Source organism: Nonomuraea sp. NPDC003754, assembly GCF_053605785.1.
Genome location: NZ_JBSGJX010000017.1, coordinates 127,256 through 142,534 on the forward strand (window position 1 = coordinate 127,256; position 15,279 = coordinate 142,534).

12 protein-coding genes are annotated in these 15,279 nt (G+C 72.9%); 7 read left to right on the forward strand and 5 right to left on the reverse strand.

The window, feature by feature from the left end; translation table 11 throughout:
• Positions 1–9 precede the first annotated feature (9 nt).
• Complete coding sequence (locus ACWEVS_RS22340) at positions 10–588, forward strand: TetR/AcrR family transcriptional regulator (RefSeq protein WP_452553084.1); 579 nt, start codon at positions 10–12, stop codon at positions 586–588.
• Here the strand turns inward: ACWEVS_RS22340 and ACWEVS_RS22345 are convergent.
• Positions 570–1,667, reverse strand: coding sequence for an alkaline phosphatase PhoX (locus ACWEVS_RS22345; protein ID WP_452553086.1), 1,098 nt, complete (start codon positions 1,665–1,667; stop codon positions 570–572). The genes ACWEVS_RS22340 and ACWEVS_RS22345 overlap by 19 nt on opposite strands.
• 142 nt (positions 1,668–1,809) lie before the next feature.
• Here ACWEVS_RS22345 and ACWEVS_RS22350 point away from each other — a divergent pair, with 142 nt between their 5' ends.
• Positions 1,810–4,509: a KAP family P-loop NTPase fold protein gene (locus ACWEVS_RS22350; protein WP_452553088.1), complete on the forward strand. Its 2,700-nt coding sequence runs from the start codon at positions 1,810–1,812 to the stop codon at positions 4,507–4,509.
• A 132-nt stretch (positions 4,510–4,641) separates the two neighbouring features.
• On the opposite strand, the gene ACWEVS_RS22355 is transcribed toward ACWEVS_RS22350, so the two are convergent.
• Positions 4,642–5,109, reverse strand: coding sequence for a Dps family protein (locus tag ACWEVS_RS22355; RefSeq protein WP_354919314.1), 468 nt, complete (start codon positions 5,107–5,109; stop codon positions 4,642–4,644).
• Positions 5,110–5,219: 110 nt separating this feature from the next.
• On the opposite strand from ACWEVS_RS22355, the gene ACWEVS_RS22360 reads away from it, so the two are divergent.
• A complete protein-coding gene (locus tag ACWEVS_RS22360; protein WP_452553089.1) occupies positions 5,220–6,344 on the forward strand; it encodes a MerR family transcriptional regulator in 1,125 nt (374 codons plus the stop codon).
• Positions 6,341–9,061: a VIT domain-containing protein gene (locus ACWEVS_RS22365; protein WP_452553090.1), complete on the forward strand. Its 2,721-nt coding sequence runs from the start codon at positions 6,341–6,343 to the stop codon at positions 9,059–9,061. Before ACWEVS_RS22360 ends, ACWEVS_RS22365 begins: the two co-directional genes overlap by 4 nt.
• A 237-nt stretch (positions 9,062–9,298) precedes the next feature.
• Here the strand turns inward: ACWEVS_RS22365 and ACWEVS_RS22370 are convergent, their stop codons facing one another.
• On the reverse strand, positions 9,299–10,810 hold the full coding sequence (locus ACWEVS_RS22370; RefSeq protein ID WP_452553092.1) for an SDR family oxidoreductase: 1,512 nt from the start codon (positions 10,808–10,810) through the stop codon (positions 9,299–9,301).
• A gap of 213 nt (positions 10,811–11,023) precedes the next feature.
• Between ACWEVS_RS22370 and ACWEVS_RS22375 the strand changes: the two genes are divergently transcribed.
• Together ACWEVS_RS22375 and mmuM are read left to right on the forward strand one after the other, a co-directional pair.
• Positions 11,024–11,536, forward strand: a complete 513-nt coding sequence (locus ACWEVS_RS22375; protein WP_452553137.1) for a fasciclin domain-containing protein — start codon at positions 11,024–11,026, stop codon at positions 11,534–11,536.
• 456 nt (positions 11,537–11,992) lie between these two features.
• Positions 11,993–12,859, forward strand: a complete 867-nt coding sequence (gene mmuM, locus ACWEVS_RS22380; RefSeq protein ID WP_452553093.1) for a homocysteine S-methyltransferase — start codon at positions 11,993–11,995, stop codon at positions 12,857–12,859.
• Here mmuM and ACWEVS_RS22385 read toward each other — a convergent pair.
• The gene (locus ACWEVS_RS22385) at positions 12,792–13,574 is read right to left on the reverse strand and encodes a hypothetical protein (RefSeq protein ID WP_452553094.1); all 783 of its coding nucleotides are present in this window, start codon (positions 13,572–13,574) and stop codon (positions 12,792–12,794) included. The genes mmuM and ACWEVS_RS22385 overlap by 68 nt on opposite strands.
• Positions 13,575–13,642: 68 nt before the next feature.
• Positions 13,643–14,344, reverse strand: a complete 702-nt coding sequence (locus tag ACWEVS_RS22390) for a lysophospholipid acyltransferase family protein (protein WP_354919331.1) — start codon at positions 14,342–14,344, stop codon at positions 13,643–13,645.
• A gap of 166 nt (positions 14,345–14,510) precedes the next feature.
• Here ACWEVS_RS22390 and ACWEVS_RS22395 point away from each other — a divergent pair, with 166 nt between their 5' ends.
• Positions 14,511–15,269, forward strand: a complete 759-nt coding sequence (locus ACWEVS_RS22395) for an alpha/beta hydrolase (protein ID WP_354919334.1) — start codon at positions 14,511–14,513, stop codon at positions 15,267–15,269.
• The last annotated feature ends 10 nt before the right edge of the window (positions 15,270–15,279 follow it).

Below are 15,279 nucleotides of genomic sequence, written 5' to 3' on the forward strand. Positions count from 1 at the left end.
ACTGCTCGCATGTCCGACCGTCCGGTACGCCGCCAGGCGCGGGGCCTCAAGCGCATGGCCGAGATCCTCGACGCGGCGGAGCTGGTCATCGCCGAGGTGGGCTACCCCGACCTCACGACGAACCAGGTGGCGGCGCGGGCGGGCATGTCGCCCGGCTCGCTGTACCAGTTCTTCCGCAACAAGGACGAGATCCTCGACGGCCTGGTGGCCCGCTACACCGACGAGCGCGGCGAGTACTGGGCCGAGCGGCTGGCCGCCGTCACCCCCGAGGTGCCGCTGGAGGCCCTGGTGGCGGCGTTCGTCGACGAGAGCGTGGCCTTCAAGAGCCGCTCGCCCGCCTACTGGGCCCTGCTGTACGGCTCGGCCACGGGCGACCGGCTGGCGGCCGCCTCGCAACGGCTGCACGCGGCGATCGCCGAGCAGGTCGCCGCGCTGCTCCTGCGCCGCTCCCCCGGCCTCGACCCCGACCGGGCCCTGCTGATGGGCACGATGGCGGTCTCCATGGTCAAGGCCGTGATCCCGCACCACTCGCCCGCGCTGACCGAGGAGCTGAAGGCGGCGCTGACCGGCTACTTGAGCAACGCCTGAGCGAAAGGCCCCGTCACCTCGAAGGTGTGGCCGTCGAGCCCGCCCGCGTCGCCCTTCCTGCCCCGCTGCGAGGAGAAGTAGAGCCGCCTGCCGTCGGGGGAGAAGGCGGGCCCGGTCAGCTCCGACCGGTCGTGGCCCGCCAGCCGCAGGAACGGGGAAACCTCTCCCGAGCGGCCGACCAGGCTGATCTCCATGTTGCCGCCGTCCTCGGCGACGAACAGCTCGCCCGCCTCCGAACCGGTGATGTTGTCGGCGCCCCGCACCCTCGACAGCGGCTCCAGGCTGCCTTTGACGGCGTCGTAGGCCCACACCTTGCCGTCGCCCTTGGTGGTGAAGTAGCAGACGCCGCCCATGTAGTGGCAGCCCTCACCGCCGTCGAAGTGCCTGGCGTCGTCGACCTGGTGGCGGGTGGCCCTGGTGAGCGCGGCCGGCGAGGGGACACGCCGCCAGGCGCCCGACGTGGTCAGCACCTCCAGCGTGCCCTCCGTCAGGTCGCCCCAGTCGCGCGGCCTGAACCGGTAGAAGCACCCGTCAGGCTCGTCCTCGGTCAGGTAGACGACCTGCCGGTCGGGGTCGCAGGCGGCGGCCTCGTGCTTGAAGCGGCCCATGGCCAGGCGGGGGCGGGCGGCGCGGGAGCCGTACGGGTCGCACTCGAAGACGCGGCCCCTGGTGACCTCCTCGCACGACAGCCAGGTGTTCCACGGGGTGGCGCCGCCGGCGCAGTTGAGGTCGGTGCCCGACAGGATGCGGTAGGCGTCGCGGACGGCGCCGTCAGGCCCGAACCGCAGCGCCGACGCGCCGCCGAGCAGCGGGATCTCGGAGTTGGACACGTAGATCCAGCCGTCGCCGTCGGGGAAGCAGGCACCGCCGTCCGGGGCGGCGTGCCACCTCAGGCCCGCCACCTTGCGCCCCGAACGGGCCACCACCCGGCCCGTGAAGCCCTTGGGGAGCGCCAGTCCGTCGGCGTTGGGCTTGCCGAGCGGCCCGTAGGGGCCGGCGGCGGCGTGGGCCTCCGGCGAGCCGAGCCACAGGGAGCCGACCACGACGGCGCCCGTGCGGAGCAGAGTTCTGCGCAACATGTGGGGCCCTCCCTGTCGGTTGCCACGCTAGGCCCAAGCCCTTGCCCAGTCGATCGGAATGACATGAATGGAAAGGGATCGCGCGGTCAAACTCTGCGCAAACCCTGCGCCACCGCCGATCCTGGGTCCCAGCATCCTGGACATGACACCCATGCGGCCGGCACCCCGGATCAAGGCCCGCAGGGCCCTGGTCTTCCTGGACGGTGAGCCCTCCCGCAGGTTCGCGCACGCCCTCCGGCAGTGCGCGTTCGGCGTGCGCACCTGCGGCCCTGAAACCCCCTTCCCCGACCTGGCGGCCTTCCTCCAGTCGGCCGAGCCCGGCGAGCTGCTGCTGGTCCGCTGGCCCGCCGGATCGGCGTGGGTGCCGAGCGCGTTCACGGGACTGATCGCCGAGTTCTCGCGGCGGCTCGGCGACTCCTGCGCGGCGGCGCTGCTGCTGGTGGTCGACTTCGGCTGGGTGCTGCACACCGGCACCGAGCAGCCCGGCCACGCGCGGCTCAACGTGCCGGGCGACCCGCCCGTGGCCGCCGCCGCCCTGACGGCCGCGCTCGGCCGCGGCACCGAGCGGCCCGGCCCCGCCCCCTCCCTCACCGGGCTGCTGGCCGACGGCCTGCTGTCCCGGCGCGACGCGGTCACGGTCGCCGACCTGTACGGCATGGCGCGGCAAGCCTACGAGGAACGCGGCTCCGACCTGCGCGCGATCATGTTCGGCCACGGCGACATCGAGGACGTGACCGTCAGCGCGGGCCGTACCCCGGGAGAGGTGGCGCTGGCGCACACGGCGGCCATGCTGAGAGCGGCGGGCGAGCGGGAGGTGCCCGAATCGGCGGCCGAGATCGTCGCCCGCGTCCACGACCTGCACCTGAGCGAGGCCGCGCGGCGGCTGCTGCCCGTGGCCTCGCTGCTCGGGCCCGCCGAGCAGCTGACGGCCGACCACGCCGCCCTGCTGGACGCCCGCGAAGGCCTGGACGAGCTGGTCCGCTGGGGTCTGGCCCCGGTTCCGCACCAGGCGGTACGCGAGTTCGGCGGATCGCTGCTGACGCTCGAGGAGGCCGACCGGCTGGCGTGGAACCTGCGGCGGCTGCGCGCGGGCCGGACCGCCGTACGGCCGAGAGCCCGCCTGACCCCGGACCGGTGGACGCTCGACGACCGGCTCGGGCACCGCGTCTACGCCGAGGCGATGGCCGCCTTCATCCGCCACCCCGACACCCAGCCGCCGCTGACGATCGGCGTGAAAGGGCCGTGGGGCGTCGGCAAGACCTCACTCATGCGGATGGTGCAGGAACTGCTCGACCCGGGAGCCAGCGGCGAGAACCCGGTCGGGCTGCGCGTTCCGCGCCGCGAGCGCGGCCAGGTGACCAACGCCGAGATTCTCGATCGGGTACGGCGGGCGGTCGCCCCGCGCGCCGGCCGGGCCGTACCGGAGGCCGGGGGCGACTGGCGGCCGACAGTCTGGTTCAACCCGTGGATGTACCAGGACGGCGAGCAGGTGTGGGCCGGTCTCGCCCACGAGATCATCACGCAGGTCACCCGGCGCCTGCCGCCCGCCGAGCGGGAACGGTTCTGGCTGGAGCTGAACCTCACCCGGGTCGACAGGGAGTCCGTCCGCCGCCAGGCCTACCGGCTGGCCCTCACCAGGCTCGCGCCCGTCGGGATCGCGCTGGCCGGCACGCTGCTGCTGTCCGGCGCGGCGCTGGCGGCCGAACAGCTGCTGCCGTGGCTGAAGGGCGCGGCCGCCGCGATCGGCTCGTCGGGCGCCCTGGCCTCGATGATCACCGGGACGCTGCGGATGGCCAGGTTCTTCGGCGAGGCGGCGAGCGGCAGCTTCAGCGACCTGATGCGCCCGGCCGACCCGCTCGGTCTCGCCGGCGAGCACGGCTACCGCGGCAAGGCGGGCTTCCTGCACCTGGTGCAGACCGACATGCGCAACGTGCTGGACCTGGTGGCCACCCCCGAACGCCCGCTGGTGGTGTTCGTCGACGACCTCGACCGCTGCTCCGCCGGCACGGTCGCGCACGTCATCGAGGCGATCAACCTGTTCCTGGCGGGCGAGTTCCCCAACTGCGTCTTCGTGCTGGCGATGGAGCCCGACGTGGTGGCCGCGCACGTCGAGAACGCCTACCGGGGGCTGCGGCTGCCCGAAGGCGTCGGCTGGCGGTTCCTGGAGAAGATCGTGCAGCTGCCGCTGAGCGTGCCGCAGCTCGACGAGGACCGCCTGCCCCACTACCTGCGCGGCCTGCTCGGCCTGCAGGCCGACGACGCGCCGCCGTCCGCCGAACCCGTACGGGAGGAGGAGATCGACAAGGTGGAGGCCGCCATCAGGCGCCTGTCGCCCACGTCGGCGACCCTGGAGCACAGCGTCCGCCACGCGCAGCACGCCCTCGGCGCCCGCCCCGAAGAGGTACGGCGGGCCGCCGACCGCGTCTTCGGCGACCTCTACAGCGACGAGAACGCCTTCCACGCCATCGGGGGCACCCTCCCGTGGCTCGACCTGCGCAACCCGCGCGAGGTGAAGCGGTACCTCAACGTGTTCCGCTTCTACTCGTTCGTCAGCTACCGGCGGCAGCTCGCCGGGGCGCCCCGCACGCCCGACGCGGCGGTGGCCAAGCTGGCCGCCCTCACGGTCGGGTGGCCGCACCTGCTGTCGGCGCTGACCAGGGAGGCGCACCCGGGGGCGACCGTGCTCGACCGGCTGGAAGGGGCGGCGCTGCGGGGCGACGGCGACGCGTGGCTGCGGGCGCTGGTGGAGGCCGAGGTGGCCACCCACGGGACGGAGGAGGGGCTGCGCCTGCTCCTGGCCACCCGCCCCCCGATCGCCACGCTGGCCGCCTTCTTCCTGTAGCCCTCCGCCCTTCCTGCCGCCCTGCGCCCGGCTTCCCGCGGTCCCTCCGCCCGGGGCCGTCGCCCGGCGCGGCGCAGGGCCGTGCGCATGGGCGTGCCGTGCGGGTGCCGTGTCCGGCGCAGGGCCGTGACGTCAGCGCTGGGCCTGGAACATCCAGTGCTGCTTCTCGACGTCCTGCGTGACGGCGATCAGCAGGTCCTGCGTCACGGGGTCCGGCTCGTCGGTGGCGGCGACCCGCTCCCGCATCCGCCTGATGACGCCTTCGAGGATGTCGGTGAAGGTCGCGACGACCTTGCCGTCCTCGATCCAGCCGTGTTCCGGCTGCGGCAGCTTCGTCGACGCCGCGATCGTGGCCGAGCGCCCGTCGGGGTTGATCCCCAGCGCGACGGCACGCTCCGCGACGGTGTCGGCGTGCTCACGCGCGACCGTCACCAGCTCGTCCAGCTGCAGGTGCAGCGGACGGAAGTGGGGACCGATCACGTTCCAGTGGGCCTGCTTGCCCACCAGAGACAGATCGATCAGGTCGACCAGCGCCCCCTGCAGAGCCTCCGCGACAACCTTGCGCGCGTCGCCCGACAGCGGTCCGGTGATCGTAGCCATGAGGTTTCCTCTCGTCGCTCGACAATCTGGTCTCCCCCGTAACAACCCCGGCCACCAGCCGAATCTTCCCCATCTTGACACTGCAACGATGACAGTGTCATTGTTGCATCATGAGCGAGACCTGGACGATCAGCGAGCTGGCGGAGCGCGCCGCCGAGCATCTGCGCGCCTCGGGCCAGCAGGTCAACGGCCGGGTGCGCGAGGTGCCGAGCGAGCGGCTGATCCGGTGGTATGCCACGATCGGGCTCCTCGACCCGCCGCTCACCAGGCGCGGCAGGGTGGCTCTCTATGGGCGGCGGCACCTGCTGCAACTGGTGGCGATCAAGCGGATGCAGGCCGACGGATCGTCCATCGCCGAGATCCAGGTCGCTCTCGCGGGCGCCACCGACACGATGCTCGCCCGGGCCGCCCATCTCACCCCGCCCACCGAGACCTCTCCCCCGCACCCCCCGCGCGACCCCGCCGAGCCGTCTGCCCAGGAGCGCACAGTCGCTCCCCCGCCGGTTCCGGCCGCGCCTTCTCAGCCCTCCCCCACCGCATCGTCCGCCCAGGAGCGCACAGCCACGTCCCCGCCGGTCTCAGCCGCGCCTGCCCAGGCCGCCCCCGCCGCGCCGGGGCCGACTCCCCCGCAGCCTCATGCCACACCTTCGGCGTCCGCTCCACCGAACGCCTCCCGACCGCCCGCGACCGCTGCGCTCCGTCCCGAAGCCGCCCCCGGCCCGGCGCCATACCAGGCGCCACCCCGCGACCCTTCACGGGTCCCCGATCCGATCCACGACCTCGCTCCCCACCGGGACCACGCCCCTGCCGCCGGCGCCGGGCCCGAGGCGTCTCTCACCGCCGACCCAGCGCCGCCGTCATGGCCCTCGGCGGTTCCCGGCGGCTCGTCCCCCAGCCCGCCGTCGCCGTCCGCCCCCGCCGCGGGACCCGGATCCGCCTGGCCGCCCGACGGAGGGTCCTGGATGGCTCCGGCCCCGCTCCTCGGCGCGCCGGGCGGCCCCGACACCGTGTGGCCGGGTGAAGGCGCACGGCCGAGGTTCTGGGCGCGCCGGCCCCAGCACGGCCCGCGGTCATGGCCCGTCCACGGCGTACGGCTGGCCGAGGGCGTGACGCTGCTCATCGACGGCGCCGGCCGTACCCCCTCAGAAGCCGACATCGAGGCAGTCCTCGCCGCCGCCGGACCGCTTCTCGCGGTGCTCGAAGAGCGCCGCCTCCACGAAGGGAGCGCGACATGAAGATCATCTCGCTGGACCCGACAGAGTGCCTGCCGCTCCCCGAGGCCGGCATGGGCGCGCTGCGGACCGAGCGCGGCAACCTCCCGCTGGAGAGCGTCGACGTCGTCGCGCGCATCAGCGGGCTGATCGCGGGCGTGGAGGTGGCCCAGGGCTTCCGCAACCCGTTCGACGTGACGTTGGAGGCCACGTACGTCTTCCCGCTGCCGGACAGGGCGGCCGTGACCGCGTTCACGATGGAGGCCGACGGCCGGGTGATCGAGGGGGTGCTCAAGGAGCGCGGCCAGGCCAGAGCCGACTACGACAGGGCGCTCAGCGAGGGCAGGCGGGCCGCGCTCGCCGAGGAGGACAGGCCCGACGTCTTCACGATCACGGTGGGCAACATCCTGCCGGGCGAGAGCGTCACCGTGCGCCTCACGCTGAGCCAGCCGCTGCCGTACGAGGACGGTGCGGCCACCTTCCGCTTCCCCCTCGTGGTCGCGCCCCGCTACATCCCCGGCGCGCCCGTCGACGGCGCCCCCGCGGGCGGCGGCGTGGCCCCCGACACCGACGCCGTTCCCGACGCCTCCCGCGTCACCCCGCCCGTGCTGCTGCCGGGCTTCCCCCATCCGGTACGGCTGTCGCTGCGCGCCGACGTCGATCCGGCGGGCCTCGAGCTGCGCGAGCTGGCCTCGAGCCTGCACGTCGTCCAGCGCGAGGGCACGACCGTCGAGGTACGCCCCGGCGAGCGCCTCGACCGCGACTTCATCCTGCGCCTGGGCTTCGACGCCTCGACGGCGCTGCTGCTCGACGGCGAGGGCACCTTCGACCTGACCGTGCTGCCGCCCGCGCTCCCGGAGCGGCGTACCCCCCGCGACGTGGTGTTGCTGCTCGACCGCTCGGGCAGCATGACCGGCTGGAAGATGGTGGCGGCCCGGCGTGCCGCCGCCCGCATCGTCGACACGCTCACCGGCGACGACAGGTTCGCGGTGCTGACGTTCGACTCGGTGGTGGAGCCGGCGTTCGAGGGGCTGCGGGCGGCCTCCGACCGCAACCGCTACCGCGCGGTCGAACACCTGTCGAGGGTCGACGCCCGCGGCGGCACCGAACTGCTCGCCCCGCTCCGGCGGGCCATCACCCTGCTCGCCCAGCCCCGGGCGGCCGGCACGGATGCCATCGCCCAGGACGGCGTCGCCGCCCCGCCTGGCGGGCCCGTCGGCGAGCCCGCCACCGTGCCGGGCGAGCCGGTCGAGGACGGGCCTCGCGACCGGATCGTCGTGCTGGTCACCGACGGCCAGGTCGGCAACGAGGACCAGATCCTGGAGCAGACGGGAGGCGCCCTGTCGGCCATGCGCGTGCACGTCGTCGGCATCGACAGGGCCGTCAACGCGGGCTTCCTCGGCAGGCTCGCCAGCCTCGGCGCCGGCCGCTGCGAGCTGGTCGAGTCGGAGGACCGCCTCGACGCCGCCATGGACCACATCCACCGCAGGATCGGCGCCCCGCTGGTCACCGACCTGTCGTTGAAGGGCCTCGACGTCGAGGCCGGCACCGTCACCCACCTGGGCGCGATCTTCCCTGGCGTCCCGCTGACCGTGTCGGGACGCTACCGCGACGGCTCCTCCGTCACCGTCCACGGTCTCGCGGGCGGCGCGCCGTGGGAGCAGACCGTTCCCGGCACCGTGGTAGACAATCCCGCCATCCGCGCCGTCTGGGCCCGCGCGCACCTGCGCGACCTGGAGGACCGCTACGCCATGGGCGAGCACGACCTGGAGTCCAGGATCGTGGAGACCTCCCTCATCTACGGCGTGCTGTGCCGCTTCACCGCATACGTCGCCGTCGACACCCGCCAGGTCACCGACGGCGCCCCCGAACACCACGTGATCCAGCCCGTCGAACCGCCCAGCGGGTGGGAGCCACCCATGGCGCCACCCGCCGCGTCCGGCATGATGTTCACCGCGATGGCGGCCGCCGCTCCCGTCACCCCGCCCAGGCCGGCCGCCCCCAGGCGTACCGGCTCGCCGGCCCCCGGGGGCCTGCCCGAGCCCGGCGCTCCGGCCTCCGGCGACTTCTCGGGCGGCTTCTCGGGCGGCTTCGGCACGGCCCACGTCGCGGAGTCCGCGCCTGGACCGGCAGCACCAGCAGGACCGTCAGACACCGGACAGCACGGCAGCCCTGGTGGGCCCGGAGAGCCCGGCGGAGCTGGAGAGCCCGGGGCTGGAGAGCCTGCTGGCTCTGGAGGGTCCGGTGTCTCCGGTTTGCCCGGCGGAGGCGGCGACCGTGGTGGACCCGGCGGGTCCGGCGGGGTGCGCTGGTTGCCTGAAGGACCCTCGCGCGAAGCGAGCGAGGACGCGGCACGCGTCATGCGTGGCAGGCCGTCCCGCGGGCTCAGCGCCAGGCTCGGCCGCGGGAAGGCCACCCCGCCGCGTCCGGCGGCCGGGCAGTCGCTCGACCTGGTCAGACCGCAACTGGTGGCCGAACTCGAGCGGCTGAAGACGGTCCACGTCGACCGCCGGCTCTACCTGGCCGATCTAGGCAGCAGGCTGGCCGCCCTCGCCGCCCATCTCGGCGGTCATGCCGAGCTGTCGGCACTGGCCACCGAACTCGAAGCGGCCGAACACCCCGGCGCCGACACGGACGCGCTGTGGGCACGCGCGGTGGAGGTCCTCACTCTGCTGGTGGGCGAGTCCTCCACCGACTCCGCCACCCGCCGCTCCCGCCCGTTCTGGAAACGAGGAGGCTGAGGACAGGTCCGGCGTTCGGAGACAGGATGGAGGGTCCGACAGCCCATGGCCGCGTGGATTCACCGCCGCGCGGCCTCCATCCAGCAGCCCAGTGACCCGGCGGCGGAGGACGCTGCCCTGTCGTCAGCGTGCCCGCCCCTGGGTCCCGCCGTCATCTCTCACCCTCCGGGGCTCACCCGTGGCCCGTCACCCCGTCCTCCGCGGGCGGTGTCGCGGGCCGCGGCCCGCCGTCATCTCTCACCCTCCGGGGCTCACCCGTGGCCCGCCATCCGGTCCTCGGCGTGCGGTGTCGCGGGCCGCGGCCGCCACGTTCCTCGGCATCCGGCCGAAGATCAGCCCGTGGAAGGGGAGGATCGTCCACCAGTAGAGGTGCCCGAGCAGACCGTGGGGATGGAAGACGGCTCGCTGGTGGTAGACGGTGCGCCCGTTCTCGAGGCGCTGGCTCAGCTCGAGCCAGGCCAGCCCGGGCAGCCGCATCTCGGCGCGCAGCCGTAGCAGGTGTCCGTGTTCGATCTCCTCGACCCGCCAGAAGTCGATGGAGTCGCCGACCCGGAGTCGCAGCGGGTCGCGGCGGCCTCGGCGCAGGCCCACCCCGCCGACCAGCCGGTCGAGGACGCCGCGGATCTTCCATGCGACGGGGAGGGAGTACCAGCCGTTCTCGCCGCCGATGCCCTCGATGACCCCCCACAGCTCTTCGGGGGCGGCGCTGACGACCGCGCTGCGCTGGTCGATGTAGAGGCTGCCGCCCGCCCAGTCCGGGTCGGTGGGGAGAGGGTCGCTCGGCGCGCCCGGTACGGCCGCCGAGGACCATCGGGTCGCCACGTCGACTTCCTTGATCTTCTGGAGCGCGAGCGATACGGCCCGGTCGAAGCGGATCAGGCCGTCCGGCGGGTCGCCGACGTACCGGGCGATGTCGTGCTCGCGGCACACGGCCTGGGTGCGCAGCGACTCCACCAGGGGGCGGGCGATCGAGGCGGGGACCGGCGTGACGAGCCCCACCCACAGGCTCGACAGCCTGGGTGTCAGCAGCGGCACGGGGATGATCAGTCGCGGGGGCAGGCCGGCCACGGCCGCGTAGCGGTTCATCATCTCGGCGTAGGTCAGCACGTCGGGCCCGCCGATGTCGAAGTCCCTGTTGACCTCCTCGTCGATCGCCGCCCACGCCACGAGGTAGCGCAGCACGTCCCGGACGGCGATGGGCTGGGTACGGCTGCGCACCCAGCGCGGCGTCGTCATCACCGGCAGCCGCTCGGTCAGGTACCGCAGCATCTCGAAGGAGGCCGACCCGGACCCGATGATCACCGCGGCGCGGAGGACCACGGTCGGCACCCCGGACGACAGGAAGATCTCGCCGACCTCGGCGCGGGAGCCCATGTGTGTCGAGACGGCCCGGCCCTCGCCCGGCTCCGGTGTGAGGCCGCCGAGGTAGACGATCCGCCGGACCCCGGCACGCCGTGCCGCGGCGGCGAACGTGCGCGCCGCCTCCCGGTCGGCGGCGGCGAAGTCCCGGCCGCCGCTCATGGAGTGGATGAGGTAGTAGGCGACGTCGATGCCGCGCAGGGCGTCGGCGGTCCGGTCAAGGTCGCGCGCGTCGGTCTCGGCGATCTCGGTTCGTCCTGCCCAGGGCAGGTCGCGCAGCCGTCCCGCCGAGCGCACCATGCAGCGCACGTCGTGCCCGGCGGCGAGCAGTTCGGGTACGAGCCGTCCGCCGATGTACCCGCTCGCCCCGGTCACCAGACATCGAGCCATACAGCACGCTTGCCCGGCAGAACGGCGGGCTCGTCACGCTTTGACCTTTCTTGACAGCTCAATGGAATTGTCATGCTTTGCCGTTTCTTGGGCCGCCTGTCGCCTCCGGGCCGCAGGAAAGCCCGAATACCGGGCTGACGACACAATCCCAGACAAGGAAGCACCATGAGACGCATCTTCCTTTTTCCGGCGGCCCTGACCCTGGCCGCCACCATGGCGGTCAGCACGATGGCCACCGCCATGTCCGGGGCGGCCGAGGAGCCGTTCGGTCCCGCGTGCTCGGCCGTCCCCGACTCGGGCACCGGCAGCTTCAGCGCGATGGCCGAGCAGCCCGTGGCGACGGCGGCGTCCACCACCCCCGCGCTGTCCACGCTGACCGCCGCCGTGGCGAAGGCCGGGCTCGTGGACACGCTCAACTCCGCCAAGGACATCACCCTGTTCGCGCCGACGAACGCCGCCTTCGCCGCGATCCCGCAACAGACGCGGGATCGGGTACTGGCCGACAAGGAGATGCTCACCAAGGTCCTCGCCTATCACGTGGTCAAGGGTGAGCAGACGCCCACCGACCTGACCGACGCCACACTCACCACTCTCGAGGGCGGCCGGCTGACCACCTCGGGCTCGGGAGAGAGCTATCGGGTGAATGACGCCAAGGTGGTCTGCGGCGACGTTCGCACGGCCAACGCGACCGTGTACGTCATCGACAGGGTCCTCATGCCCGACTAACCGACACGGCGGCTCTCGCGGGCGGGGCCTCCACCGTCCGCCAGACCGGGCGAGGGCCCACCGTCCGCCAGAGCGGGCGGGGGTTCTCACCGTCGCGAGTTCGGAAGGCCCGGCACCTCCCGGGGGTCGGGGTGCATCACCCACCCTTGCGTCGAGTACCGCAGGCAAGCGAGGCGCCGTCCGATGACGGTCACGGAAGGGAGGGAAGCACACGGGAAGCGGGCGGAGGCGCACGAGGAGCGAGTGGAGGCGCACGCGGTAGTGGGGGGCGGCCGGCCCCCATGGCGAGCGGGCCGGGCGGGAGTCTTCCTGCCGCCGGGGCAGGAATTTCTCGGGGCCGAATGCGGGCGCGAGCCTCCACGGGTGTGCTCGCACCGACCACATCCGGACGAACGAGCGCGGGAGGCGCCCGTCCTACGGGAAGAACGCCCAGGCAGCAGCGCATAAGGTGATGGTGTGAGCACACTTGTCCTGGATGGCGGTCTTGCCACCCACCTCGAAGCCCTGGGTGCCGACCTGAGCGACGACCTGTGGTCGGCCCGGCTGTTGGTGGAGGACCCCGCCCTGATCCGCCGCGTCCACGCCGACTACTTCGCCGCCGGCGCGCAGGTGGCCACGACCGCCAGCTACCAGGCCTCCGTCCCCGGCTTCGTCAAGCGGGGGATGTCCGAGCGCGAGGCCGCCGACCTGATCGCCCTGTCCGTCGAGCTCGCCGTCCAGGCCAGGGACGAGGCGGGCGGCGGTCTGGTCGCGGCGAGCGTCGGCCCCTACGGCGCGTACCTGGCCAACGGCGCGGAATACACCGGTGACTACGACCTCGACGAGGACGGCCTGGTCGCCTGGCACCGTCCGAGGTGGGAGATCCTGGCGGGTTCGGGCGCTGACCTGCTGGCCTGTGAGACCATCCCGTCGTTCGCGGAGGCCAAGGCGATCGGCCGCCTCCTCAAGGAGACGCCCGAGGCGAAGGCCTGGCTCGCCTTCTCCTGCCGCGACGACAAGCATCTCAACGACGGCACCCCGATCAGGCTCGCCGCGGCCCTGTTCGCCGACAGCCCGCAGGTGGTGGCGGTCGGCGTGAACTGCACCTCGCCGGCCCACATCCCGGGCCTGATCCGGCAGCTGGCCGGGTTCACGATCGTCGTCTACCCGAACTCGGGCGAGACGTGGGACGCGGACAACCGGCGCTGGCTGGGGACCGCCGACCCGGCCGAGTTCGGCGAGGCCGCCAGGGAGTGGAAGGAGCTGGGCGCCGCTCTCATCGGGGGCTGCTGCCGTACGACGCCTGAGCACGTGCGGCGGGTGCGCGAAGCCACCGCAGGGTGAGCAGCGCCCCGGCGAGGACGACGGCCGCGATCACGAGGTAGCCCGCCGACATGCCATGGGTGGCCAGGGCGGTGCCCATGAGCGTGGGCCCGACGGCGTAGACCAGGTACGGCGTGCCGGCGCCCACGAACGACAGCGTCACCAGCCCGGCCACGACCAGCGCGAGCCCGGACGGCACCGCGACGCGCGGGTCGAAGCGCGCCGACAGCCGGGACAGCACGATCATCGGGATGGTGAGGGGCAGGATCGCCAGGCCGGTGAGCAGCGGCGACAGGCCCATGACGTCCTGCAGGTAGCGGGCGTTGACGAAGAACAGCGCGAACAGCCCGAAGAAGAGCACGGCGACGCCGAGCGTGCCCGCGCGCAGTCCCGGCCTGGCGAACAGGCGGGGGTCGAGCAGCGGCCCCGCCGTACGGAACTGGTGGGCGACGAATCCGGCGAGGAGCGCGGCGGCGACGGCGAAAGCGCCGAGCACGGCGGCGCTGAGCCAGCCGTGCGAGGGTCCTTCGATGACGCCGAACAGCAGCGCGACGGATCCGGCGATCAGCAGCGCGGCGCCGGGCAGGTCGAGGTCGGCGTGGTGGCGGGGCAGCCGGGGCGCGAGCCTGGCGGTGAGCAGGGCGAGCAGCCCGGCGATCGGGACGGGGATGAGGAACAGCGCCTGCCACGGCAGGCGCAGGCCTGGCATCCGCGCCACGACGCCGACGCGGCGCACGCGTGGCTGCGCGCCACCGTCAGGCGGGTGGTCGAGGACAGCGGGCGGCGCCAGGTGGCCGAGGAGGGTTAGGCGCGTGCCGCCCTGGCGGCGCGCTCCATCTCGACCTTGGCGCTGGCGGCGTACTTGTCGACGTACTCCTGGCCCGACAGCTCCATCAGCGCGTACATGATCTCGTCGGTGACCGCGCGAAGCACCAGGCGGTCGTCCTCCATGCCGTAGTAGCGGGAGAAGTCGAGCGGCTTGCCGAAGCGCACGCCCGGCCTGATGCCGAGCTTGGGCAGCGGCCGTCCCGGCGGCATCATCTCGAAGGTGTTGACCATGGCCCAGGGGATGACCGGGGCCCGCGACTCCAGCGCCAGCCTGGCCACGCCGGTCTTGCCCTTGTAGAGGCGGCCGTCGGGCGAGCGGGTGCCCTCGGGGTAGATGCCGAGCACGCTGCCTTCGGCGAGGATCCGCTTGCCGGTGCGCAGCGCCGCCTCGCTGGCCTTGCCGCCCGAACGGTCGATCGGCACGGTGCCGACGCCGCTGAAGAACAGCCGGGTGAAGAAGCCCTTGACGCCGCGGCCGGTGAAGTAGTCGGATTTGCCGAGCGAGATCACCTTGCGCGGCAGGTGGAGGGCGCCGAAGAAATGGTCGGCGAAGGACAGGTGGTTGCCCGCGAGGATGACGGGCCCCTGACGCGGCACGTTGTCGAGGCCCTCGGCCCACGGCCGGAAGATCAGATGCAGGAACGGCGCCAAGATGGCCTTGACCACCCAATAGAACACCTGGCCACCTCTCCCTCGGAACAGTCGGTAATCATCTTCGCATCTCGGTGGCCAAGCTCCTACACCACCACTCGCGCAACTCCCCCATATCATGCGACGATCGGGCAAATCGGGGATCAATTACCGACGAAATTGTGCAGGGATGATTTCCCGGCGAGGAGCGGTTATGCCGGTCATGCCAGGCGCGGAGCCGTACCACCACGAGGCCGGACAGGTGGGTGTCCTGCTGTGTCACGGCTTCACCGGCACACCACAGTCGTTGCGGCCCTGGGGCGAGTACCTGGCGGCGCACGGCCTCACCGTGGCCCTGCCGCGGCTGCCCGGGCACGGGACCACCTGGCAGGAGATGAGCCACACCCGCTGGGAGGACTGGTTCGCCGAGCTGGAGAAGGCCTTCGAGGACCTGCAGGGCAGGTGCGCGGAGGTGTTCGTGGCCGGGCTCTCGCTGGGCGGCTGCATGGCGTTAAGGCTGGCGGAGGTGCACGGCCCTGGCGTCAAGGGCGTGATCGTGGTCAACCCGTCGATCGCCAACGACGTGCCGCTGCTGCGTCTCGCGCCGCTGCTGAAGTGGTTCATCGCGTCGGTTCCCGGAGTGGCGGGCGACATCAAGAAGCCGGGAGCGGCCGAGCTGGCCTACACGCGCACACCGGTCAAGGCGGCGGCGTCGCTGCCGTGGCTGTGGTCGCTCGTGCAGGCCGACCTGGCGACGCTCGAGGCGCCGGTGCTGGTCTTCCACAGCCCCGAGGACCACGTGGTCAAACCGACGAGCGTGGCGATCCTGCGCGAGCGGGTCGCCGGAGTGACGGTGGAGGAGCTCCCCGATAGCTACCATGTTGCGACCCTCGACAACGATGCCGACAAGATCTTTGCCGGGAGCCTGGACTTCATCAGGACACATGCCTCGGTACCCTTGCAGAGAGACTGATCGCCACCGG

Coding starts and splice junctions, on each gene's coding strand:
- ACWEVS_RS22340 (WP_452553084.1), top strand. CDS start 10: ATGTCCGACCGTCCGGTACGCCGCCAGGCGCGGGGCCTCAAGCGCATG.
- ACWEVS_RS22345 (WP_452553086.1), bottom strand. CDS start 1,667: ATGTTGCGCAGAACTCTGCTCCGCACGGGCGCCGTCGTGGTCGGCTCC.
- ACWEVS_RS22350 (WP_452553088.1), top strand. CDS start 1,810: ATGACACCCATGCGGCCGGCACCCCGGATCAAGGCCCGCAGGGCCCTG.
- ACWEVS_RS22355 (WP_354919314.1), bottom strand. CDS start 5,109: ATGGCTACGATCACCGGACCGCTGTCGGGCGACGCGCGCAAGGTTGTC.
- ACWEVS_RS22360 (WP_452553089.1), top strand. CDS start 5,220: ATGAGCGAGACCTGGACGATCAGCGAGCTGGCGGAGCGCGCCGCCGAG.
- ACWEVS_RS22365 (WP_452553090.1), top strand. CDS start 6,341: ATGAAGATCATCTCGCTGGACCCGACAGAGTGCCTGCCGCTCCCCGAG.
- ACWEVS_RS22370 (WP_452553092.1), bottom strand. CDS start 10,810: ATGGCTCGATGTCTGGTGACCGGGGCGAGCGGGTACATCGGCGGACGG.
- ACWEVS_RS22375 (WP_452553137.1), top strand. CDS start 11,024: ATGGCGGTCAGCACGATGGCCACCGCCATGTCCGGGGCGGCCGAGGAG.
- ACWEVS_RS22395 (WP_354919334.1), top strand. CDS start 14,511: ATGCCGGTCATGCCAGGCGCGGAGCCGTACCACCACGAGGCCGGACAG.